This window comes from Rhizobium sp. EC-SD404, assembly GCF_902498825.1.
Lineage (GTDB): Bacteria > Pseudomonadota > Alphaproteobacteria > Rhizobiales > Rhizobiaceae > Georhizobium.
The window spans coordinates 1,642,484-1,665,054 of sequence record NZ_LR701459.1; the positions used below are offsets into that span (position 1 = coordinate 1,642,484).

Annotated in this window: 26 protein-coding genes and 1 pseudogene; 26 read left to right on the plus strand and 1 reads right to left on the minus strand. The window is 63.4% G+C overall.

Annotated elements, in window-relative coordinates; all coding sequences use genetic code 11:
* Window positions 1–90: 90 nt before the first annotated feature.
* A complete protein-coding gene (locus GC125_RS08710; RefSeq protein WP_151985325.1) occupies window positions 91–2,247 on the minus strand; it encodes a transglycosylase domain-containing protein in 2,157 nt (718 codons plus the stop codon).
* Between the two features lie 170 nt (window positions 2,248–2,417).
* Here GC125_RS08710 and GC125_RS08715 point away from each other — a divergent pair, with 170 nt between their 5' ends.
* The 26 genes and pseudogenes from GC125_RS08715 (at window position 2,418) to ccmE (ending at window position 22,547) form a co-directional block, all read left to right on the plus strand.
* Entirely contained in the window at window positions 2,418–2,882 is a 465-nt protein-coding gene (locus GC125_RS08715; RefSeq protein ID WP_151985326.1) for a YcgN family cysteine cluster protein, read from the plus strand.
* A gap of 177 nt (window positions 2,883–3,059) precedes the next feature.
* Complete coding sequence (locus GC125_RS19985) at window positions 3,060–3,227, plus strand: hypothetical protein (RefSeq protein ID WP_199864520.1); 168 nt, start codon at window positions 3,060–3,062, stop codon at window positions 3,225–3,227.
* A gap of 264 nt (window positions 3,228–3,491) precedes the next feature.
* Window positions 3,492–3,851 (plus strand): hypothetical protein, encoded by a 360-nt coding sequence (locus GC125_RS08720; RefSeq protein ID WP_151985327.1) that lies wholly within the window; start codon window positions 3,492–3,494, stop codon window positions 3,849–3,851.
* A complete protein-coding gene (locus GC125_RS08725) occupies window positions 3,838–5,136 on the plus strand; it encodes a DNA-packaging protein (RefSeq protein WP_151985328.1) in 1,299 nt (432 codons plus the stop codon). The genes GC125_RS08720 and GC125_RS08725 overlap by 14 nt, the downstream gene beginning before the upstream one ends.
* 19 nt (window positions 5,137–5,155) lie before the next feature.
* Complete coding sequence (locus GC125_RS08730; protein WP_151985329.1) at window positions 5,156–6,343, plus strand: phage portal protein; 1,188 nt, start codon at window positions 5,156–5,158, stop codon at window positions 6,341–6,343.
* A 73-nt stretch (window positions 6,344–6,416) separates the two neighbouring features.
* Window positions 6,417–6,722, plus strand: a complete 306-nt coding sequence (locus GC125_RS08735) for a DUF6107 family protein (protein WP_151985330.1) — start codon at window positions 6,417–6,419, stop codon at window positions 6,720–6,722.
* 54 nt (window positions 6,723–6,776) lie between these two features.
* Window positions 6,777–7,346: an HK97 family phage prohead protease gene (locus GC125_RS08740; RefSeq protein ID WP_151985331.1), complete on the plus strand. Its 570-nt coding sequence runs from the start codon at window positions 6,777–6,779 to the stop codon at window positions 7,344–7,346.
* On the plus strand, window positions 7,339–8,583 hold the full coding sequence (locus tag GC125_RS08745; RefSeq protein ID WP_151985332.1) for a phage major capsid protein: 1,245 nt from the start codon (window positions 7,339–7,341) through the stop codon (window positions 8,581–8,583). Before GC125_RS08740 ends, GC125_RS08745 begins: the two co-directional genes overlap by 8 nt.
* Before the next feature lie 71 nt (window positions 8,584–8,654).
* A complete protein-coding gene (locus tag GC125_RS08750; protein WP_151985333.1) occupies window positions 8,655–9,224 on the plus strand; it encodes a head-tail connector protein in 570 nt (189 codons plus the stop codon).
* The gene (locus tag GC125_RS08755) at window positions 9,221–9,556 is read left to right on the plus strand and encodes a phage head closure protein (protein WP_502706089.1); all 336 of its coding nucleotides are present in this window, start codon (window positions 9,221–9,223) and stop codon (window positions 9,554–9,556) included. The genes GC125_RS08750 and GC125_RS08755 overlap by 4 nt, the downstream gene beginning before the upstream one ends.
* Complete coding sequence (locus GC125_RS08760; RefSeq protein ID WP_151985335.1) at window positions 9,553–9,957, plus strand: DUF3168 domain-containing protein; 405 nt, start codon at window positions 9,553–9,555, stop codon at window positions 9,955–9,957. The genes GC125_RS08755 and GC125_RS08760 overlap by 4 nt, the downstream gene beginning before the upstream one ends.
* An 85-nt stretch (window positions 9,958–10,042) precedes the next feature.
* Window positions 10,043–10,453 carry a phage major tail protein, TP901-1 family gene (locus tag GC125_RS08765; RefSeq protein ID WP_151987712.1) on the plus strand — a complete coding sequence of 137 codons (411 nt, stop codon included), beginning with the start codon at window positions 10,043–10,045 and terminating at the stop codon, window positions 10,451–10,453.
* Window positions 10,450–10,800, plus strand: coding sequence for a gene transfer agent family protein (locus GC125_RS08770; protein ID WP_151985336.1), 351 nt, complete (start codon window positions 10,450–10,452; stop codon window positions 10,798–10,800). The genes GC125_RS08765 and GC125_RS08770 overlap by 4 nt, the downstream gene beginning before the upstream one ends.
* A 14-nt stretch (window positions 10,801–10,814) precedes the next feature.
* On the plus strand, window positions 10,815–11,027 hold the full coding sequence (locus GC125_RS08775) for a rcc01693 family protein (RefSeq protein ID WP_286165614.1): 213 nt from the start codon (window positions 10,815–10,817) through the stop codon (window positions 11,025–11,027).
* The gene (locus GC125_RS08780; RefSeq protein ID WP_151985338.1) at window positions 11,024–11,572 is read left to right on the plus strand and encodes a phage tail tape measure protein; all 549 of its coding nucleotides are present in this window, start codon (window positions 11,024–11,026) and stop codon (window positions 11,570–11,572) included. The genes GC125_RS08775 and GC125_RS08780 overlap by 4 nt, the downstream gene beginning before the upstream one ends.
* Before the next feature lies 1 nt (window position 11,573).
* Entirely contained in the window at window positions 11,574–12,212 is a 639-nt protein-coding gene (locus GC125_RS08785) for a DUF2460 domain-containing protein (protein ID WP_151985339.1), read from the plus strand.
* Window positions 12,209–13,102 carry a phage/gene transfer agent baseplate hub protein gene (locus GC125_RS08790; RefSeq protein ID WP_151985340.1) on the plus strand — a complete coding sequence of 298 codons (894 nt, stop codon included), beginning with the start codon at window positions 12,209–12,211 and terminating at the stop codon, window positions 13,100–13,102. Before GC125_RS08785 ends, GC125_RS08790 begins: the two co-directional genes overlap by 4 nt.
* Window positions 13,099–13,548 (plus strand): NlpC/P60 family protein, encoded by a 450-nt coding sequence (locus tag GC125_RS08795; protein ID WP_151985341.1) that lies wholly within the window; start codon window positions 13,099–13,101, stop codon window positions 13,546–13,548. The genes GC125_RS08790 and GC125_RS08795 overlap by 4 nt, the downstream gene beginning before the upstream one ends.
* Window positions 13,548–17,383 (plus strand): annotated as a pseudogene (locus GC125_RS08800) (baseplate multidomain protein megatron). The gene GC125_RS08795 and the pseudogene GC125_RS08800 overlap by 1 nt, the downstream one beginning before the upstream one ends.
* A gap of 28 nt (window positions 17,384–17,411) precedes the next feature.
* The gene (locus tag GC125_RS08805; protein WP_151985342.1) at window positions 17,412–17,618 is read left to right on the plus strand and encodes a hypothetical protein; all 207 of its coding nucleotides are present in this window, start codon (window positions 17,412–17,414) and stop codon (window positions 17,616–17,618) included.
* 130 nt (window positions 17,619–17,748) lie between these two features.
* Complete coding sequence (locus GC125_RS08810; protein WP_151985343.1) at window positions 17,749–18,006, plus strand: hypothetical protein; 258 nt, start codon at window positions 17,749–17,751, stop codon at window positions 18,004–18,006.
* Between the two features lie 57 nt (window positions 18,007–18,063).
* Window positions 18,064–18,753 carry a response regulator transcription factor gene (locus GC125_RS08815; RefSeq protein ID WP_151985344.1) on the plus strand — a complete coding sequence of 230 codons (690 nt, stop codon included), beginning with the start codon at window positions 18,064–18,066 and terminating at the stop codon, window positions 18,751–18,753.
* A complete protein-coding gene (locus GC125_RS08820; protein ID WP_151985345.1) occupies window positions 18,725–20,164 on the plus strand; it encodes an ATP-binding protein in 1,440 nt (479 codons plus the stop codon). The genes GC125_RS08815 and GC125_RS08820 overlap by 29 nt, the downstream gene beginning before the upstream one ends.
* Before the next feature lie 128 nt (window positions 20,165–20,292).
* On the plus strand, window positions 20,293–20,739 hold the full coding sequence (locus tag GC125_RS08825; protein ID WP_286165432.1) for an RT0821/Lpp0805 family surface protein: 447 nt from the start codon (window positions 20,293–20,295) through the stop codon (window positions 20,737–20,739).
* A gap of 126 nt (window positions 20,740–20,865) precedes the next feature.
* Window positions 20,866–22,101, plus strand: a complete 1,236-nt coding sequence (gene ccmI, locus GC125_RS08830; RefSeq protein ID WP_151985347.1) for a c-type cytochrome biogenesis protein CcmI — start codon at window positions 20,866–20,868, stop codon at window positions 22,099–22,101.
* Window positions 22,098–22,547 carry a cytochrome c maturation protein CcmE gene (ccmE, locus tag GC125_RS08835; RefSeq protein ID WP_151985348.1) on the plus strand — a complete coding sequence of 150 codons (450 nt, stop codon included), beginning with the start codon at window positions 22,098–22,100 and terminating at the stop codon, window positions 22,545–22,547. Before ccmI ends, ccmE begins: the two co-directional genes overlap by 4 nt.
* The last annotated feature ends 24 nt before the right edge of the window (window positions 22,548–22,571 follow it).

Consider the following 22,571-nt stretch of genomic DNA (forward strand, 5'->3'; position numbering starts at 1 on the left):
AGGCACAGCATGGCCGTCCGATGGCACGGCAATTTCGTGCGCGCAGCACCGGATTTTGGCGGGCACCTCAAGGATCAAAGCAAGCATCGATCAGAGATCGTCGCCATCGATGCGATCGCGCAGTTCGGCCAGTTCGCCTTCCGGACGCTCGGCTTCATCGGCGCCGAAGCTCTCGACCATCTGCCGAAGGATGACCGTGCCTTCGCGCGACAAAGCCCGTTGACGGACGGGGCGAACTTCTCCGGCTTCTGCAACTTCCGGACCGGCTTCGCCGACTGCGGCCGGTGCTTCGGGCTCGACGCCCGGAATCGCACGCAGATCGATGCCGTGATGGGCGAAATCCATCAGCCGCTTGAACGTCATTGCGGGCAGCGAGCCGCCGGTCATGTTGTTCGTGGCAGTGAAATTGTCGTTGCCGTACCAGACGGCAGCGGTGAAGTTTCCTGTGTAGCCGATGAACCAGGCGTCGCGATAGGACTGCGACGTGCCCGTCTTGCCGGCGGTGCGGATGCCATCGAGTTTGGCGCGCCGCGCGGTGCCCCATTCGGGAATTTGCGCCATCATCGTGTTCATCGCCAGCGCCGCCTGCTCGGTCAGCGCGCGTTCCGGCTTTGGAGCATCGCGGCCATGATCGAAGAGGACTTCGCCACGATAATTGAGGATTTGCGTGATGCCATGCCGGTTGGCCTGCATGCCGCCCGCCGGGAAGGTGGCATAGCCTGTGGCCATGTCCATCACCGTGATCTCCGACGTGCCGAGCGGCATCGTCTTGTCGGTGCGCACCGGAGTTTGCACACCCATGCGCTGGGCGGTGGCGGCAATGAGATCCGTGCCGAGATGATCGCGTGCCAGACGCACAGGTACAGTGTTCAACGACTTCGCCAACGCCGTCGTCAGATCCACCGAGCCGGCATAGCCGCGCGTGTAATTGCGGGGCGACCAGCCGTTCCAGGTGATCGGAGCATCGGAAATGACGGAACTGGGCGTGAAGCCATTTTCCATGGCCGTGGCGTAGACGAAGCCCTTGAAGGACGAGCCCGGCTGACGGAGCGCCCTTGTCGCACGGTTGAACTGGCTTTCTCCGTAATCGCGACCGCCGACCATGGCACGCACGGCGCCGCCATTTTCGATCAGCACGATCGCCCCCTGGGTGACGTCGAAGCTCGCACCGCTTTGGCGCAGATCAAATTCCAGCGCGTCTTCCCCTGCCTTCTGCAAATCGAGGTCGATCGTCGTGCGTACGATCAAGGAATGTTCGGGAAAATTGCCGGCGATGCGCTGCACTTCCTCAAAAGCCCAATCGAGGAAATAGTCCGGTGCATCCTTGCTGCCGCGATCGATGACGCTTGCGGGGTTACGGCGTGCTCCGATGACCTGTCCCTCGGTCATCAACCCGCCCTGAACGATGTTGGTGAGCACCTGGTTTGCACGGGCACGTGCCGCGGGCAGGTTGTTGTGCGGGGCGTAGCGGGCTGGGGCCTTGAACAGGCCGGCGAGAAGAGCGGACTCGGCCAGCGTGACATCCGTAACGGGCTTGCCGAAATAGAACTGCGAGGCGGCTGCGACGCCGAATGTGCCACCACCCATATAGGCGCGGTCGAGATAGAGGCCGAGAATTTCCTTCTTGGAGAGATTGGCCTCCAGCCAGACCGCGAGGAACGCTTCCTTGATCTTGCGCTCGATGGTGCGCTCGTTGGTGAGGAAGATGTTCTTGGCGAGCTGCTGGGTGAGCGTGGATCCGCCCTGGACCACCGATCCGGCACGGGCGTTTTCGCCCATGGCACGCGCGAGGCCGACGAAATCGATGCCGTAATGCTCGAAGAAACGCCTGTCTTCGGTGCCGAGAACGGCTTTCACCAAATGGTCGGGAAGGGCATCGACCGGGACGGAATCCTCATGGATAATACCGCGATGGCCGATTTCATTGCCGTATCGATCGAGAAACGTGACGGCGAAATCGTCCTGTGCGCGCCAATTGCCGTAGGTTGCATCAAAGGCAGGGAGCGCCAAAGCCAGGAGCAGCACGAAGCCGGCGGTGCCGAGCGTCAGGCCTTCGCCCATGATTTCGACGACGACCCGCTTGGTTCCGCGCACGCGGAAGCGGCGAAAGAAGATGGTGATTTCTTCCCAGGTTTCGCCGAGACCGGAGCCGGCGCCCCAGAGCGTGGAATCGAGCCACGAATCGAGCCGCAACAAGATGTTGCGGCGACGGCGTGGTCTGTTGCCCTGACTGAAGGGATCCTGCACGATCGATTACGCCCCGCTGTACACGAACCACCGGCACATGGCAGCCGGCAGACCCACGGCCGAAAATGCCGCAGCCGATGATCGCCCCTTGAGGTTTAAATTTTGTCGCAGTTTGCGGAAAAGAACAAGCAATCCGGCATTGCGCCGGACCTAAAGAAAAGTTGCGCGGCATGAATGACACACCCTTCTGGCAGGTGAAAACACTGGAGCAGATGACCGAGGCCGAGTGGGAAAGCCTGTGCGACGGTTGCGGGCGGTGCTGTCTCAACAAGCTGGAGGACTGGGACACCGGCGAGATCATCTGGACGCGGGTGCGGTGCCGCCTGCTCGACGATGGGAGCTGCCGCTGCTCCGATTACGAAAACCGGCAGGCTCAGGTGCCCGACTGCATCAACCTGACGCCAAAAGAGGTGCGTACCCTCAACTGGCTCCCGCCTACATGCGGCTATCGCCTCGTGCGCGATGGTGAGGACCTGTACTGGTGGCACCATCTGATTTCGGGCAGCCGCGACACGGTGCACGAAGCGGGCGTTTCGGTGCGTGGACGCACGGTGCCGGAGGAGGGGATGGAACTGGAAGAGTACGAAGACCATCTGGTCGAATGGCCTTTCGAGGTTCCTGACACGGCGCGTTAGCACGTCGCTGTCGCCCGCAGCCGCTGTCCGGCGGGCGGATGCATGCGAACATGAATCTTCTGTTACCGAAACCCATGCGCCCGACGCACGGCTCCTTCACGCAATCGGCCATTCATATTGCGGTGCAATAAACCCATATTGCTGTTGCACAGTGAATGACACCTTTTGGAGAAGATGATGAACACCCCCCGCAGCTTCCGTGACCGCGTTTCCGGCTTCGCTACCTACATGAGCGGCCTGCGTGAATGCGCCGCCGCAGTTGAAGCTGGCCGCAAGCCGAGCGCCCGTGCGCTCAACTCGATCGGTCTCGACCCGAAGTCCTTCGACGGCATCAACTGGCGCTAACAGCGACTGCTGAGCCGGTCGACAGACCGACACTCCAAAGCCACCGCCGGCAGACGCCGCGGTGGCTTTTTTGTATGTAGCCCTTCGGTGCTCAAGATAGGAAAAAATTCCTTGACACCGTGACGGTGGTTTGATAGGGTTCATCTACGGTCGGAAAAGTGCGGCTGATCGGGCAGGGCGGCCGGGACGTCCGGCTCCGAGACATCGAAATAGAATAGCAGCGCTGCTTTTGCGGCGCTTTTTTTATGCGCGGTTGGATGGATGATGGCGAAGACGGCGGCGGAGCGGCGGGGCCTCAAGCTTCTGGATCGACTGTGGCAGCGGCTGGAGAGCGAATACCGTGCGTTTGAAGTGATCAGAGCGCGCTCTGAAGCAGAGCGGGCGAACCGCGATGACGCGGATGCGCTGCGCGACATCAAGTCGGTCCTCGATCTGATCGTGAGCTTCGCAAAGACCCACGAGAAACTTCTGGAACTGATCCTGGCCGACGTCCTGAGCAAGGGCTCGGGGGAGAATGTCGACCGGGATCGGCTGGCGGCGCGGGTGTCGGCGCGGATCGAAGCGATCCTTGCGGAACGGATCAAGCTTGAGAGGGTGACAAGCAGCGCTGATGGCGAACAGTGACGCAAGATTGACGAAGGGTCTCTCGCAGGACGAGCAGACGTTCATCGATACCGATTGGGACTATCAGGGCAGGGCCGCCCAGCATCCTCCGGAGGGGGATTGGCGCACATGGTTGCTCATGGGGGGGCGCGGCTCGGGCAAAACGCGGGCCGGATCGGAATGGGTGCATGGTTTGGCAACTACTGCTGGGCGCGAGCCGAACGGGTCGCGAACCACGCGCCGGGAAATGCGGATCGCGCTTGTCGGGGAAACGCTCGGCGATGCCCGGGAAGTCATGATCGACGGCGTTTCGGGCATAGCGCGGATCGCGCGGCACGATCGCCCACGCTTCGAAGCGTCGCGGCGCAGGCTGGTCTGGGCAAGCGGCGCAGTTGCTCAGATATTTTCGTCCGAGGATCCGGAGAGCCTGCGCGGGCCGCAGTTCGAGCTGGCCTGGTGTGACGAGCTCGCCAAATGGCGGCATCCGGACGAAACGTTCGACATGCTGCAATTCGGGCTGCGCCTTGGACAACGGCCTAGACAATTGGTGACGACGACGCCACGCGCGGTACCGCTGCTGAAGCGGATCATGGCCGACCCGACGACGGCATGCGTGCGGATCGCGACGCAGGACAACAGCGCCAATCTCGCGCCGGGTTTCCTGGACGCGATCGAAGGCCGATATGGCGGAACCCGTCTTGGTCGACAGGAACTGGGCGGCGAGCTGATCGAGGACCGGGAAGACGCGCTCTGGTCGCGGACCCTGGTCGAGCGGGCACGCCAACGACTTGCCGGAAAGCTCAATCGCATCGTCGTCGCGGTCGATCCGCCGGCTGCGGCTGCAGCCCCTGGGTCGTGCTGCGGAATCGTCGTTGCAGGATTGGATGAAGCGGAGCACGCGGTGGTGATTGCCGACGGCTCGGTGCAGGGCGCGACGCCCGCCGGCTGGGCGCAGCAGGTGGTGGCGCTTTACCGCCGTTTCGGAGCGGATCGGGTCGTCGCGGAAATCAACCAGGGCGGTGACATGGTTGCGGCCATGCTGCGCTCGGTGGATGCGAAACTACCGATCGCGACGGTGCGGGCAACGCGCGGGAAGTGGCTGCGTGCCGAACCGGTCGCGGCACTCTATGAGCAGGGTCGGGTGCGCCACGCAGGCGCCTTTCCGGAGCTCGAGGACCAGATGTGCGATTTCGGGCCGGATGGGCTTTCAGGCGGACGCTCTCCGGACCGTCTGGATGCGCTCGTCTGGGCGATTACGGCGCTGATGCTCGGCCATGACGGCGCGCCGCGGGTGCGCGGGATCTAGAATTAAGCGAGGACGACAGATGAAATTCTCTTTCAGCCTGCCCTGGCGCAAAGCCGGGGCCGGGGCGCGGCCGGCTGTCGAGACCAAGGCCAGCCATTTCGGCATGGGCTTCGTCGCTCTGCACCAGACAGTCGGTGCGCAATGGTCGGGCCGATCTTTCGGAGCGCTGGCGCAGGCTGGTTTCATGCGTAACCCGATCGGGCATCGCTGCGTGCGGTTGATTGCGGAAGCGGGCGCCTCGGTGCCGCTGATCGCCTATGAGGGCGAGCGGGAGCTCGATCGCCACCCGGTTCTGGAGCTGTTGGCGGCGCCGAACGGGAGCCAGGCGGGCGTGGAGTTTCGCGAAGCCCTGATCGGCCAGTTGGTGCTCTCCGGCAATGCCTATGTCGAGGCCGTGGGGATCGGCGAGCGACTGCGTGAGCTGCATCTTCTCAGGCCCGATCTCGTGACGCCCGTGGAGGATCGCAGCGGTTGGCTCACCGGTTACGACTATAACTGCCGCGGGCAGAAGCGACGCATCGAGCTTGGTCATGCGGGCGAAGGCGGGCTGATGCACTTGCGGCTGTTCAACCCGCTCGATGCGCATACGGGATTTCCGCCGCTCGCTGCCGCCGCGATGGCGCTCGATTTGCACAACCAGGCGGCGGTCTGGAACAAGGCCTTGCTCGACAATTTGGCACGGCCGTCCGGCGCGCTGGTCTACCAGCCGAAAGAGGGCGGCAACCTTACCGAAGAGCAATATGAACGTCTGAAGGAGGAACTGGAGGAAGGCTATTCCGGTGCCAAGCGCGCGGGAAGGCCGCTTCTTCTGGAAGGTGGGCTGGACTGGAAGGCGATGGCGCTGACGCCGCGCGAAATGGATTTCGTCGAGGCAAAGAACGGTGCCGCCCGCGATATCGCACTTGCGCTCGGCGTGCCGCCGATGCTGCTCGGGATCCCAGGTGACAACACCTATGCGAACTATCAGGAGGCGAACCGCGCTTTTTACCGGCTGACGATCCTGCCGCTGATGACGCGCATCTGCGCGCGACTGACGCACTGGCTCTCCCCGGCGTTCGGCGACGACATTCGCATCGATTTCGACACCGACCAGATCGCGGGTCTCGCGATCGAGCGGGAAGCCGACTGGAAACGCCTGCAGGGCGCTGACTTCCTGACCGAGGACGAGAAGCGAAAAGCCGTGGGATACGAACCACTTGAGCGGTGAGGCGGATTCAGACCGACAGCGGCTTGAATCGATCTCTCAGAAACGCGCGCAGGGGGTGAACGGAGAAGCGACGATGACGGACCTGATGCAGGATATCGGCCTTTTGCTCGCGAAGGGCCTCGGTGCAATAGCCGGTGCGATCATTTCGCTGATCTATCTTCTTCCAAAAAGCCGGCGCGAGGCCGCAGGGCGCTTTTTCATCGGGGTCGTCAGCGGGATGATCTTCGGCGGTGCGGTGGGCGTGGCGCTGTCCGACTGGCTGGCGATCGGATCGCGGCTGACGTCGATCGAGATCACGCTGATGGGTTCAGCCGCCGCGAGCCTTTGTGCCTGGTGGGCGCTCGGCGTTCTGGCACGGCTGGCCGAGCGCTGGAAATAGCAAGGCCCGGCCCGGGCGGCTGAAGCGGCTTCATTCAAGACATGAGGAACGATCATGAGTGCAGACGCGATCATCGCCTGCAGACAGAAGAAATATGCCGATCTTTCGCTGGAGACGGTGACGGAGGCCGGGCGGTTCTCCGGCTATGCCAGCGTCTTCGATGCCATCGACATGGGCGGAGACGCGATCGCGCCCGGCGCCTTTGCGGCTTCGCTGAAGGCACGCGGATCCGGCGGCGTGAAAATGCTGTTCCAGCACGATCCGAACATTCCCATCGGCCGTTGGATGTCGATCGCCGAGGACCGGCGCGGCCTCAAGGTGACGGGCCAATTGGCGATGGGTGTCGCCCGCGCGCGGGAAATCCATGAATTGATGCGCGCCGGTGCGATCGACGGCCTCTCGATCGGATTCAAGACCGTCAGGGCAGAGGCGGACCGCAGGCGCGACGTGCGCCGCATCCTTCAGGCCGATCTCTGGGAAATTTCGGTGGTGACATTTCCGATGTTGCCCGAGGCGCGGGTGGCCGCGGTGAAGGCGGCCGGCCGGAAGCAATTGTCGCTGGCGGCGATCATCCGCCAGGCGACTGAGATCATGCAGCAGAAAAAAGGACGATACCATGGATGAGCAGGCAGGCGTGCGCGCACCGGAAGTCAAGGCAGCCGATGATGATGTCGGGGCAGCCTTCGGCGCCTTCATGAACCAGTTCGAGGCGTTCAAGGATGAGAACGAGCAACGACTGGACGAACTGAAAAATCGCGGCGCGGAAGATGTGGTGACGCGCGAAAAGCTCGACCGCATCTCCAAGTCGATGGACGCCCAGCAGCGCCTGATCGACGAACTGGTGCTGAAGCGTGCCCGCCCGGCGATCGGTGGAGCGACGAGCGCGCAGATGCTGGAGCGCAAGGACGCGTTCGAGCGCTATGTGCGCCGCGGCGACGAGAGCGACCTGCGGATGATCGAGGCCAAGGCCATGTCCTATGGCTCCGATCCGGATGGTGGTTTTCTTGTCCCGGAAGAGATCGACACCGAAATCGGCCGTCGTTTGAGCACGCTGTCGCCGATCCGCTCGATCGCAACCGTCAGGCAGGTTTCCGGTGCAGTGCTGAAGAAGCCCTTTGCGGTTTCGGGCATGGCTGTCGGCTGGGTCGGCGAGACGGCTGCGCGGCCGCAGACGAATACGGCGCAGCTGGCCGAACTGTCGTTCCCGACGATGGAGCTCTATGCGATGCCGGCCGCGACCGCCTCGCTGCTGGAGGATAGCGCCGTCGACATCGAGTCGTGGATCGCATCGGAAGTCGAGATTGCTTTTGCCGAACAGGAAAGCGCCGCCTTCATTGGCGGCGACGGCGTCAACAAGCCGCGCGGCATCCTCGACTACGACACGGTTTCGGAGGCCGCCTGGACCTGGGGCTCGATCGGGACCGTGGCGACCGGCAGCGCCGGCGCGCTGGATGCCGATGCGCCCTCGGATGTGCTGATCGACACGATCTATGCACTGAAAGCCGGCTATCGGCAGAACGCCTCCTTCTTGATGAATCGGAAGACGCAGGCGGCCATTCGCAAGATCAAGGACGCGGACGGCAACTACATCTGGCAGCCGCCGGCAACGGCCGGGGCGCGCGCTGCCTTGATGGGCTTTCCGGTCGTCGAAGCCGAAGACATGCCGGATATCGCGGCGGATGCGACCCCGATTGCCTTCGGCGATTTCCGGCGCGGCTACATGATCGTCGACCGCACGGGCGTGCGCATCCTGCGCGATCCCTATTCGGCGAAACCCTACGTGCTTTTCTACACGACCAAGCGCGTCGGTGGTGGCGTGCAGGATTTCGACGCGATCAAGCTGGTCAAGTTCTCCGCTTAGGCACGGCCGCAATGACGGCATGCCCCGTTCCGGAATGACCGGGACGGGGCCAATATCAAAGGACATGGGACATGACGATAGTCGTGACGGACCCGGCCGTCGGCGAAGCGCTGACGCTTGCCGAGGCAAAGACGCATCTGCGCGTGGAGACCAATCTCGAAGACGGACTGATCGAAAGCCTGATCCGCGTGGCGCGTGAGCATCTGGAAAGCGTGACAGGCCTTGTTCTGCTGGACCAGGGCTTTCGGCTTTTCCTGGACGACTGGCCGAAGGCCCATGCGATCCTTTTGCGCCGGCATCCGGTCAAACGCCTCGAGGCGGTCGTGGTCTATGACGCGGACGGCCTGCCGGAAGAGGTGGATCTGGCAAGTGTTCGGCTCGATCGGACGCGACGGCCGGCCCGGCTGATCGTTTCGGCGATCAAGGCGCCGGCGCGGATCGTCAACGGCATCGAGGTGGAGTTTCGGGCCGGATTCGGCGAAAGCGGCGCAGATGTGCCGGACGTGCTGAAGCGGGCGATGCTCATCCATGTGGCCGCAATGTACGAGTTGCGCTCCGGTATCTCGATCGGGCAACAACCGGCGCTCGTGCCGGACGGCTACGACCGGCTGATCGCGCCGTGGACGCGGCGATCACTATGAGGCCGGGCGCAGTGATAGACCCGGGGCATCTGCGCATGCGGCTTGATCTGGAAGAGCCGGCCGGTGAGGACGATGGCCAGGGCGGCTCGACCGGGGAGTGGCGGCATGTTTCCGGCCTTTGGGCGAAGCTCGAACCGGCGGGCATCTTGCACCTTGAGCAGGCATCCCAGATGCAGCAGACGGCAAGCTATCGAGTGACGCTGCGGCACCGAACGGATGTTGCCATTGGCATGCGCTTCACCCGGTTCGAGCGGGTGTTCCTTATCCTGACCGTGACCGACCCCGATGAGTCAGGACGCTATCTCGTCTGCGAGTGCGAGGAACTGTCATGAGTGCCTCATCCAACTTGCAGCAGGCAATCGTTTCAACGCTGAGAAACGACACTGAGCTGATGTCGAGCCTCAAGGGGGCGGACATCTTCGACAGACAGATCCAGGGTGCCCGTCTGCCATACATCGTGCTCGACAATTTCGAGATAACGGAATTGAGCACGGACGATGATTGCAGCGAGGAGCACCGCGTCACGCTGGCCGTCTATTCGGGCGAGAACGGCAGGCGCGAGGTTCAGGCGATCCTGAAGCGGCTGCGGCAGGTGCTGCATGACGCGGCGTTCCCGCTCGTCGAGGCTCGACTGGTGGGCCTGAGGGTCGTTTCGACCGATATGAGGCGCATAGCGAAGAGCCGTCTGCACCGAGGAACGATGGTTTTACGGGCGTTTACCGAAAGCGCCTGAATCAGATTGCGAACGCCGGTCAAGCGATCGGCAGGATACGGCTTTGGCTCCCACGCGGGGGCCCTTTTTATTTTTGGAGATGGCCATGGGTGCGCAGAGGGGCAAAGACCTGCTGCTGAAGATCGAGAGCGGCGGGCAGTTCGTGACCGTCGCGGGGCTGCGGGCAAAACGCCTCGCATTCAATGCGCAGACCGTGGACGCGACGGACTCAGAATCCGCCGGCCGGTGGCGCGAGCTTCTGGCCGGCGCCGGCGTGCAGCGGGCCTCGGTGTCTGGGTCGGGGCTCTTCAGAAATGCGGAAAGCGACGCGCTGACGCGCACGGTCTTCTTCGCCGGCCAGATTGTGGATTGGCAGATCGTGGTGCCAGCTTTCGGCACGCTGTCTGGCCCTTTCCAGATCACGGCACTGGAATATGCCGGGCGGCATGACGGCGAGATCACCTTCGAGATTGCCATGGAATCGGCCGGGGCGCTGGTGTTCGGGGGTGAGGCATGACGCTGCGCAAGATCACCGCCAATCCGAGGCGGGGCGAGATCGCCGCATCCATCGACGGCGAACGGAGGGTGCTTTGCCTGACGCTCGGTGCCTTGGCAGAGCTGGAAGCAGCATTCGGCGCCGACGACCTCTCCAAGCTCGTCGATCGATTTGCCACGGGTGGTCTGTCCGCACGGGACATCATGCGCGTGGTCGGAGCGGGGCTGCGTGGTGGCGGCAACCTCTTCACCGACGACGAGGTGGCGCAGATGACCATCGAGGGCGGTGCGCGCGGCTTCGCCGAACTGGTTGCCCAATTGCTGGAAGCGACTTTCGGTGGCGGGAGCGCCTCCACCGCAAACCCTTGATTGCCGCAGATGCAGTGGAGCGGCTAGCGGATGCGCCACCGTTTCCCTGGGATGCGGTGATGCGCGTCTCGCTCCTGCATCTGCGGCTGTCGCCCGAACAGCTTTGGCGCATGACGCCTCGCGAACTTGCGATGGTCCTGGGGACCAGGCGGCCTGCTGGGACGCTGGATCGCATGGCGCTTGACGATCTGATGCGCAGTTTTCCAGACAGGGAGCAACTTGCATGACCGAGGACGGCCTTGCCTATCGCGTCGAACTGGACGGTCGTCCGTTCGAGCGCGCGCTGGGCGATCTTGAACTGCGTGCCGAACGCCTGGGAAGCGCGCTGACGGGCGCCATGCGCCGCGCCGCCGTGGAGGGGCGTGACCTGGAGCAGGTCTTGCGCGGACTGGCTTTGCGGATGAGCGACATCGCGCTCGATGCCGGCTTGCGGCCGCTGCAGAATGCCCTTTCGGGCGCTGTATCCGGTTTTGCTGAGGGGGTGGTCGGGCGCGTCGTGCCATTCGCCAAGGGCGGCGTGGTCTCGACGCCGAGTTATTTTCCGATGGGTGGCGAAATCGGCCTGGCCGGCGAGGCGGGCGCGGAAGCGATCCTGCCGCTCGCCCGCGGTGCCGACGGCAGGTTGGGCGTTGCCGCAGGTGCGGTCCACGGCGCAGGTTCGCCGATCGTCTTCAATGTGACCACGCCCGATGCGGCAAGCTTCCTGAAGTCGGAAGCGCAGGTGAGCGCCATGCTGGCGCGCGCTGTCGGACGCGGGACGAGAGGACTTTGACATGACCGATTTCCACGACGTGCGGTTTCCGCTTCGGCTGGCGATCGCGACGAGCGGAGGCCCGGCGCGGCGAACCGATATCGTGCAGCTGAACAACGGCCGCGAGCAGCGCAATGCGCGCTGGGCGAACGCTCGGCGCCGTTACGATGCGGGGACCAGCGTTCGAACGCTCGACGATCTGCACGCGCTGCTGGCATTCTTCGAGGCGCGGCGCGGACAGCTGCACGGCTTCCGGTTCCGCGATCCTATCGATTTCAAATCTTGCGCCCCGTCCATCGCCATTGCGGCAACGGATCAGCAGATCGGCATTGGCGATGGAGTACGCACACGGTTCTCGCTCGTGAAGCACCACGGCGACGACGCAGCATCCATCTCCCGGTCAATCAGCAAGCCGGTGACTTCCTCCGTTCTGGTGGCGATCGACGGGGAAACGGTGCCGGTCGATCGATATGCAGTCGATTCGAGCAGCGGTGACGTCGTCTTCGCACCGGGCTTCGAGCCAGCCGCCGGCACTGCGGTTTCGGCGGGCTTCGAGTTCGACGTGCCGGTTCGCTTCGACATGGATCGGCTCGAGATCAGCCTGACCGCTTTCCAGGCCGGCCAGATCCCTTCGGTGCCCATGGTGGAGATCGTGCCATGAGAGTTCTACCCGAGCCGCTGGCTGCGCATCTCCGTCAGGAAGCGACGACGATGTGCAATGCCTGGAGGCTGACAAGGGCCGATGGAGTCGTGCTGGGCTTCACCGACCATGATGTCCCGCTGACCTTTGCCGGAACTGCATTTTCGCCCGTGAGCGGTTTCGTCGGTACCGAGGTCGAGAGCGGGCTGGGGCTTGCCGTCGATACGAGTGAGGTCGCGGGCGCCTTCTCCGCAGACGCCATCACCGAGCAGGATCTGAAGGCTGGGCGGTACGATGGCGCGCGCGTTGAGCTTTTCGCTGTAAACTGGATGGCGCCGGCGGACGGCCACCTGCTGATGCAGGTTTTCGATCTGGGCGAGGTTTCGCGTGCCGGACAGGCCTTTCGTGCCGAGCTGCGCAGCATGGCGCAACAGCTCGACGCCGTCCGGGGTCGCGTCTATGGCCGCCAATGCGATGCCAATCTCGGCGATCAGCGATGCGGTGTTGCGCTTGGCACGCCAGCACTGATCGGCCTTGCCACCGTGGTTGCCGTCGAACATGGAGCCAAGCTGCGGGTTGGCGGGATCGCGGAGTTTGATGACGGCTGGTTCCGCTACGGCATCGCCAACTGGCAGAGCGGTGCGAATGCAGGGCTGTCGGTTGCGGTGCTCAGTCACACCCGGCACGACGACGGCGCGGAGATCGAGCTGTGGTCGTCGATGGGTGACGCGCCGCAGGAAGGCGACACACTCCGGCTCACCGCAGGCTGTGACAAGACATTCCAAACGTGCCGAGATAAGTTTGCCAACACTCTGAATTTCAGAGGCTTTCCGCACCTGCCGGGGGCTGACTTCGCCTATGGTTACGCCGGTGAAGGAGGGCTTCACGATGGTTCGTCGGTGGTCCCATGACGGCGCCGATTATCACCCGCCAGCTCATCCTCGACGAAGCCAAACGGTGGTTGGGAACGCCTTATAGGCATCAGGGATCGAGCCGGGGCATCGGCTGCGATTGCCTTGGCCTCATTCGCGGGGTTTGGCGTGCCGTGTACGGGTGTGAACCTGAGGCGCCTGAGCCTTATGCTTTGGACTGGGCGGAATCGAGTCGAAGCGAGCGGCTGCTGGAAGCGGCTGAACGACATTGCGGCGTGGGCTTCGACATGGACGAGGCGCGGCCGGGCGACCTAGTCGTGCTGCGCTGGAAGCCCGACCAACCGGCCAAGCACCTCGGCATATTGAGCGGCCCCGACCACTTCATCCACGCCTACGAGCAAGCAAGCGTCGTCCAATCGGCACTGGTCCCTTCGTGGCGGCGCCGTGTCGCTGCAGCCTATCGCTTTCCAGGGGTCAAAGACTGATGGCAACCATCCTCCTGCAGACGGCCGGTGCGGCATTCGGCAGCCTGTTCGGTCCATTCGGCGCGATCGTTGGCCGTGCCGCAGGCGCTTTGGCCGGTGCTGCGGTCGACCGTGCGCTGATCGGCGGCGAAACGCGGCGCGGGCCGCGCCTTGAAGGCGGACGCATTCCATCTGCAGACGAGGGTGCGGGGATCAACCGACTGTATGGCACGGCGCGGATTGCCGGGACACTCATCTGGGCGACCCGTTTCGAAGAGGCGGTGACGCGGGAGCGGCAAGGCGCTAAGGGCGGTCAGCGGGTCGAGACCTACAGCTATTCCGGCAATTTCGCCATTGGGCTGTGCGAAGGCGTGATCGCCGGCGTGCGGCGCGTCTGGGCCGATGGGCAGGAACTCGATCTGACCACCATCGAGATGCGGGTTCATCGCGGCACGGAAGAACAGCTTCCCGACCCGCTGATAGAAGCCAAGCAGCGCGCCGGAGAGGCGCCGGCCTATCGTGGGCTTGCCTATGTCGTGTTCGAGCGGCTGCCTCTCGACCGTTTCGGTAGCCGGATCCCGGTTCTGACCTTCGAGGTCCTGCGGCCGATCGGTCGGTTGGAACAGGGGCTTCGTGCCATCACCATGATCCCGGGTGCAACGGAGCACGGCTATCAGCCGGCCCCGGTGTCGGAGCGCCTGGGTGATGGAGAGGGGCGTTTCCTCAATCGTCACGCTTCGCACGCGAGCAGCGATTGGGCCGCCTCGCTCGATGAGTTGCAGGCGCTCTGCCCCAATCTCGAAAGCGTTGCGTTGGTCTGCGCCTGGTTTGGCAGCGATCTGCGCGCGGGAGCCTGCCGCATCGATCCGAGGGTGGAGGTGGCTCTGCGGCTGGACGAGAGCCAGCCCTGGTCTGTTGCGGGTATCGGTCGGCAGCCGGCCTTGCTCGTTTCGAGGAAGGACGGTTCGCCCGCCTATGGCGGCACGCCGAGCGATGCGAGCGTTTGTGCGGCCATAGCCGATCTGAAGGCGCGCGGGCTGAAAGTGTATCTCTACCCATTCGTGATGCTGGATGTGCCGCCTGGAAACGGACTGTCGGATCCTGAAGGTGGAGCCGAGCAGCCGGCCTATCCGTGGCGCGGTCGCATCACCAGTTACCCGGCGCCCGGCCGCCCGGGCAGCGCCGATCGCACGGCGGCGGTGCGGGCTCAGGTGGGAGCCTTCGTCGGACCTGCGCTGCCGACTGACTTTACGATCGGCTCGGGCGGCATCGCCTATTCCGGCAGCGATTTCGGTTACCGACGGTTTATCCTTCACTACGCGCATCTCGCAGCGCAGGCCGGAGGCGTCGACGGGTTTATCCTGGGCTCGGAAATGCGCGGCCTGACACGTTTGCGGGATGGGGACGACGCATTCCCGTTTGTCGAAGAGCTCATCCGCCTCGCCGACGATGTGCGCTCTGTCATTGGCGCTGGCACCCTCCTGACCTACGCCGCCGACTGGACCGAATATTTTGGCTATCAGCCGGACGACGGCAGCGGCGACGTCTTTTTCAATCTCGATCCGCTTTGGATGAGCGACGCGATCGATGCGATCGGGATCGACAATTACATGCCGCTTGCCGATTGGCGGGACGGCGATTTCGCCAATGGCAATCCCGATGGCTTCACCAACCCGACCGACCGGGAGGGGATGCGGGCACAGATTGAAGGCGGCGAGGGGTTCGACTGGTACTATGCCACGTCCAGCGACCGCGCCGAGAAACGTCGCACCCCCATCACCGATGGAGCCCATGGCAAGCCTTGGGTGTTCCGGACCAAGGATCTGGAAGGTTGGTGGAGCAATCCTCATTTCGAACGGCGCGGCGGCGTGGAGGTCACTGTGCCGACCGTGTGGCAGCCGGGCGCCAAGCCCATCTGGTTCACCGAACTGGGGTGTCCCGCTGTAGACAAGGCAGCCAACCAGCCGAACGTCTTTCCCGATCCGAAGTCGTCGGAAGGGCAAATCCCGTATTTCTCGACCGGCGCGCGTTCCGATCTCATTCAAAGGCGCTTCATGGAGGCGCATCTCGATCACTGGGCAAGCCGTGATTTGCCGGCCGGTATGGTCGATCCGGCCCACATCTTCGGGTGGACTTGGGATGCGCGTCCCTATCCCGCTTTCCCGGCCGACAGCGCTGTCTGGTCCGACGGTGCGAACTGGCGCACGGGCCACTGGCTGAACGGCAGGCTAGGGACCGCGGCCATCGCCGATATCGTCGAAGCGATCGGGATCGACCACGGCGTTTCATCCATCCGGTGTGACGATCTGGGCGTTGATCTCATCGGCTATGTCCAGAGCGAGCCGATGACGGCACGCGCTCTGATCGAACCGCTTCTCGAACTCGCTCAGGCGGATGCCTATGAAAGTGCAGGCGTCATCCGCGTCCGATCCAGGCCGAACAGTGTCTTGACGCCGTTGGCCGCGGAAGTGCTGGTCGAGCCGGGCGATGCAGCGACGATCGAGTTCGTGCGGTCGCAACCAGACGAGCTCGCCGTTCAGTGCATCATCGACCACATCGATCCGGACAGCGATTATTCAGCGGCAATCGCGCGATCTCGCAGGCTGGAGACGACGGAGACGCGCCTGCAACGGCTCTCGCTGCCCGCTGTCATGACCGAGGAGACGGCTGGGGCACAGGCGGAGGCGTGGTTGCGCGATCATTGGGCAGGAAGTGAGCGCGCGACGTTCGCGCTGCCGCCTTCACGGCTGGAGGTCGAACCTGGCGATGTGCTGGTTCTCGAAGGGCAGGGCTCGATACGGTGGGCAGTAACCCGCGTCGAGGATGGCGTCGCACGGCGGATCGAAGCGCGCAGCGTCGCCGAGGCCTTGCCGAGATTGCCGGGCACGGGTGGAACGCGGCCGCCGTCACTCCCAGAGAGGCTCGCGCCCTGGCTGCCGGTGATCGAACTCATCGACCTCCCTGTTCTCGACGGCGTCGATGATGCTGGATGGTTCAAGGCGGCTTTGTGGAGCAGGCCCTTCAAACGGGCTCGTCTTTCCTTGTCTGAGGGAAATGAGGGATTTCGCGATAGGGCTGACATCGATCGTCCTGCTCGCATGGGTGTGTTGGCGAGTGCATTGCAGCCCGGCGTATCGAGCCGGTTCGACCGTTCCGGTGCTATCTATTGCAGACTGGCCTTCGGCAGCCTGGACTCCGCAACCGAGCTGGCGGTTTTGAACGGCGCGAACGCGTTGGCGGTGCGCAGCACTTCCGGCGCATGGGAGGTCGTTCAATTCACGCACGCAGAAGAGGTCGAGGTGGGGCATTGGCGCCTGAGCGGCTTGCTGCGCGGCCAGGGTGGCACCGAGGCGCCATGGTGGCGGGTTCGGAAATCGGCGCGCGCGTGGTGGTGCTGGACGAGGCTTTGGCGTCGATCCGCCTGCGACCGAGCGAGATGGGTATCCCCTTCAACTGGCGCGTTGCGGCGGCCGACGGAGAAGCCCGACAGCTCGATACGCAGATCGCTGGTGGCCTACGGGCGCTGACGCCGCTGGCGCCGGTACATCTCGAGGTTCTGCGGGATGCCGGGGGAGGTATCGACATCCGCTGGATTCGGCGCGGGCGCATTGATGCCGACAATTGGCTCGGAAGCGACATCCCGCTTGACGCCGAGAGCGAGCGCTACCGCCTCCAGATCGGAAACGGATTTCTGACCCACCACATCGTCGAACTGACCGAGGCCCGGTTTCACTTCTCGGAGGCAGAGCAAAGCGCGATTTTCGGCGCGCCTCTTTCGACCATCGATATCACCGTGCGCCAGATCGGAACGCGCATGGCGCTCGGCCTTCCGGCGCAGGCCGTGATCGAACTTTGACTTTCATCAACCCGACAGGAGAACGAGCATGGATCCCATCAAGCCCTGGTATATGTCGCGCAGCATCTGGGGCGGCCTCATTGCCGCTGCAGCCTCTCTCGGAAGTCTTTTCGGCATGACGCTCGAAACAGGCGACCAGGCTATTCTGACGGAAGCACTGCTTCAGGCCGTCAGTGCATTGGGCGCGGCCGCAGCTATTTATGGCCGGTTTGCTGCGACCAGCCGCCTGTTCTAATGGCGCAAAGGATGCCGTCGGCGAAACCGGTGGCATCCTGGTCAAGGAAGATTGCCGGCATTCATTTGCCGTTCAGTGTGTCTCCAGTAAAAGTGCGCTTATGAAACGGACAGCATCAATTGGAACTGCAATGCTAGCGACTCTTTTTCTGTCGGCTGTGGCCGCGACTGCAATGCCGGCCGGGCAGGTCGAATTGAAGCGGCCGCTCATGCAAATGGTGCAACTTGACTGCGGCGGCGCGGCACAGCGCGTCGTGGCCGAGACTGGCGGGACCCTGCTGTCCGTTTCACCGGGGCCCGACGGGACCTGCAGCGTGACTGTGCTGATCCCCGGCAATGGCAGTGACGACAGGCCGCGTCGCGAAACCCGGACCGTGCCAGCTGGTTGACGCAGGCGCCCTCAACGGGCACTGAACCATAATCTTTCCAAGGCGCGGGCCAGCTTCATGCGGATATTGGTTGTCGAGGACGATCGCGATCTCAATCGCCAGCTGAGCGATGCCCTGGTCGATGCGGGATACGTTGTCGATCAGGCCTATGACGGCGAAGAGGGCCATTTCCTCGGCGACACGGAGCCATACGACGCGGTCGTGCTGGACATCGGACTGCCGGAAATGGATGGCATCAGTGTTTTAGAGCGGTGGCGCTCGGGCGGGCGACTGATGCCCGTGCTCATCCTCACGGCCCGCGATCGCTGGAGCGACAAGGTTGCCGGTATCGATGCAGGCGCGGACGATTACGTGGCCAAGCCCTATCATCTCGAAGAGGTGCTGGCACGCATCCGCGCACTAATTCGCCGGGCTGCCGGTCATGCCTCGTCCGAACTCAGGTGCGGCCCGGTGCTGCTCGACACGAAAGCCTCGAAGGCAAGCGTCGACGGCCAGCCGCTCAAGCTGACCTCGCACGAATATCGGCTTCTCTCCTATCTGATGCATCACATGGGCGAGGTGGTATCGCGCACCGAACTTGTCGAGCACATGTACGACCAGGATTTCGATCGCGATTCCAACACGATCGAGGTGTTTGTCGGCCGTCTGCGCAAGAAGATCGGCGGAGACTATATCGAGACGGTCCGCGGTCTCGGCTACCGCATGCAGGAGCCCGGCAATGGCGGCGGCGCGGCCGAAAAGGGTTAGTTCTCTCACAGCACGTGTGTTGACGGTCTCGACGCTTTGGGCGGTGATCGCGCTCATTGCCGTCGGGCTCATCATCAACACGCTCTATCGCCAGGGGACCGAACGCGGTTTTCGCGAATTGCTGCGGGCGCATCTCTATAATGTCGTCAACTCGGTCTGGATCAATGGCGAGGGAGAATTGCGCGGAGAGCCGGAATTCGGAGACTTGCGCTACTCGCAGCCGGCAACGGGATGGTACTGGGTTGTCGAGCCGATCGAAGGGTCGAATTCGCCGCCTAAATCCTCCATCTCTCTCGGTGGACGATCGCTTGACCGGCCGAGCCCGGATGAAATCTCCTTCAACGCCCTCTACGAGCGCGCCTATGACGTCGTGGACCCGTTCGGCAACGATATCGTCGTCATGGAGACCGAGGTCGAGCTCAACGACGAGGGTCGTGTCGCGCGCTTCCGCGTGACCGGCAATCGCGATGCGGTCGACGGTGACGTGGCCGAGTTCACCGGCCGACTGACGATCGCGCTCGTGATCTTCGGTCTCGCGTCGCTTGTCGTAAACGCCGGCGCGATCCTGATCGGGCTGCGGCCACTGGACAGTGTGCGCCGCGCGCTTGAGAGCATCCGAACTGGCAAAAGCTCATCCCTGAATGATGAATTTCCCTGCGAAATCGCGCCTCTGGCGGGAGAAGTGAATGCCCTGATCGACACGAACCGACGGGTTGTCGAGCGCGCACGCATGCAGGTGGGCAACCTTGCCCATTCGCTGAAGACGCCGCTGGCCGTACTGCTCAACGAATCGAAGAGCATGACCTCCGAGCATGGAGACCTCGTCCGCAATCAGGCGGAAACGATGCAGCGGCAGGTGCAGACCTATCTCGACCGGGCGCGGATCGTTGCGCAGTCCGCATCCATTCTCGCCCGGACCGAGGCAGAGCCTGCGTTTGAACGTCTTATACGGGTGATGCGTCGTTTGAGCCCTAATCTGTCTTTCGAGTTGAGCGTCAAGCCGAAAGGCGTTTGGATTGCACTGGAGCAGCACGATCTTGAAGAGATCGGCGGAAACCTCCTCGACAACGCTGCGAAATTCGCCCGCAGCCGCGTGAAGGTCAGCCTGACGGTGGGCGCGGTGGCACCAGCCCGCCCGGACGACGGGCCAAGCGATGGCTGGCTGACACTGGTCGTGGAAGATGACGGTCCCGGGCTGACGTCCGAGCAGATGGCCGAGGCGGTAAAGCGTGGTCGTCGCCTGGACGAAAGCAAGCCAGGCACGGGACTTGGGCTTTCCATCGTCGATGAGATCGCGCGTGAGTACCATGGCGTGCTCAGACTGAAGAAAAGCTCGCTTGGCGGGCTGCGCGCGGAAGTCACGCTGCCGGCGATACAGGAGGCGACGCCTCGTCTGAGACTGCGGCCTTAGGTTGAGAATTCGTCATTTGTTCTGTTGCCTTGTCGGCCACAATGCGGCCATAAGCATCGGGCACCCAACTCGGATGCCGACAATGGCCTCTGCGCCGGAAAATCATACCTGTAGCGATGCTCCACTCCTTGAAGCACTCATCGAAGTTCCTGGTCGTCATTGCGCTAGGCGCTCTAGCCGGTTGCGTATCGTCGCAAACCGGTAGTTCGACACTTGCCATGCTGCCGGCATCGCTCAGCAGCGAGCGCGGCCAGACGGCTGAAAACGCGTTCCTGACAGCGTTGAACGGCGGCATCATCGCACCAGCCGCCGGCGACACGCTGTCGGAGCGTGATCTGCGCAAGGCATTGGAAGCGGAATACAATGCGCTGGAGGCTTCTCCGGTCGGCCAATCCGTGGCCTGGTCCAATGAGCGTTCCGGTCTGTCCGGTGAAGTCGCGGCCGCCCAGGCTTATCAGGTAGGTTCTCAGAATTGTCGCCAGTATACGCACACGTTGCGCGGAAATGGCGAGCCGATCGTAGCGCGCGGCACTGCGTGTCGCTCGGCGGAAGGCACTTGGACGCCTCTGACCTGATTGAACGGTTATCCGACTGATTTTCGGTCTGGAAAGACAGTTTCGGCTTGCGACCAAACGCCCCGTGATCTTGGTAAGCCTGTCTTTGCTCTTGGAAGATGAGAGCCCGTCGGATATTCGATTGACATGATGTTCTGGGTACTCGCCGCCGTTTTGACTGCCCTCGTGACGATTGCGTTGTTGCTGCCCCTTGCGCGCGGCAGGCGCGCCGGCAACGATGCGGAGTACGACGTCGAGGTCTATTCCGATCAATTGGCTGAAGTCGAACGCGATAGGGCAGGCGGCCTGATCGGCACGGACGAGGCAACCCACGCTCGCGCTGAAATCGGTCGTCGTCTTCTACGGGCGAAAAAGACGCAGATGGCTGCAACGGTCCGCCGCGGCGGTGGTCGCGTGGTCTCCGCTGCCCGCTTCTGCGTACTCGTCGGTGTGCCTCTTCTGGGGATCAGCGTTTATCTCGCCACCGGCGCGCCCGGCGTTCCCGACCAGCCGCTCGCTTCGCGGGCGCCGACGCCGGAAGAAGCTTCGCCGATCGCGACGATGATCGCTCAGGCAGAACAGCATCTTCAGGAAAATCCCGATGACGGGCGCGGCTGGGATGTCCTGGCCCCGATTTATCTGCGGGCAGGACAGCTCCAGGAAGCCCGCACTGCCTATTTGAACGCCATCCGTCTTTTGGGTCCTAGCTCGGCGCGTCAGAGCGGCTATGGTGAAGCTCTGGTGGCGCTGGCCAGCGGCGTCGTGACCGATGAAGCGGTCGTGGCATTCCAGTCCGCACGCGAATTGCAGCCGGACGAGCCGAAGGCGGCATTTTATCTTGCTCTGGCGCTGGAGCAGGAGGGACGCAACGACCGTGCGCTGGAAGCATTCCGTCGGCTCGCCGAACAGTCTCCGCCTGATGCCCCATGGATGACTGTGGTCAACGAAAAGATCACGACACTGGGCGGCCAGGTCGCCGATATCAGTCCATCCGGTCTGCCGCCTTTGACGCTGTTGCCGGATGCCGAGAACGACGCAGGCGCCGTCTCTGATGATGCTGTTGACACGCGGCCCCCCACTCAGCCCGGACCAACCGAAGAAGACATGGCTGCTGCCCGCGACATGAGTGATGACGAGCGCCAGGTCATGATTCAGACAATGGTCGGCAATCTCGATCGTCGCCTTCGGGAAAACCCGCAGGACATCGATGGCTGGATCCGCCTCGTTCGATCCTACGGCGTCCTCGGTCAGCCCGAACAGGCTGGTGAGGCACTTGCGCGGGGGCTTGCCGTGTTCCCCGAGGAGAGCGAGGATGGCCGCGCATTGCTTGCCGTTGCGCGCCAAGTCGGCGTCGACCGGCCGGAAGAGGAGGGTGCGCAATGACGCGCAAGCAGAAACGCCTGGCGGTCATCGCAGGGGGCATGGGCGTCGTTGCGATTGCCGCAGCGCTGGTTCTGGTCGCGTTGCGCGACGAGATCGTCTTTTTCCATTCGCCGAGCGACCTGCTGACGAACACCGTCGAACCCGGCACGCGCATCCGCCTGGGTGGTCTCGTTGCAAATGATTCACTCAACCGCTCGTCCGGTACGCTCATCCGCTTTGCGATCGAAGATGGCGGCAGCGAGGTGGAAGTGGAGTACAGTGGGATTCTGCCGGACCTTTTCCGCGAAGGTCAGGGCGTCATCACCGAGGGCGCTTTCCAGCCGGGAAGCCCGGTGTTCGTGGCGGATACGGTGCTTGCCAAGCATGATGAGAACTACATGCCGCGAGAAGTCGCCGACAGCCTGCGCGAGCAGGGCGTCTGGCAGGGCGAGGGGGAGGCCAATTGATCGATAGTCGGTTTGCCATGGATC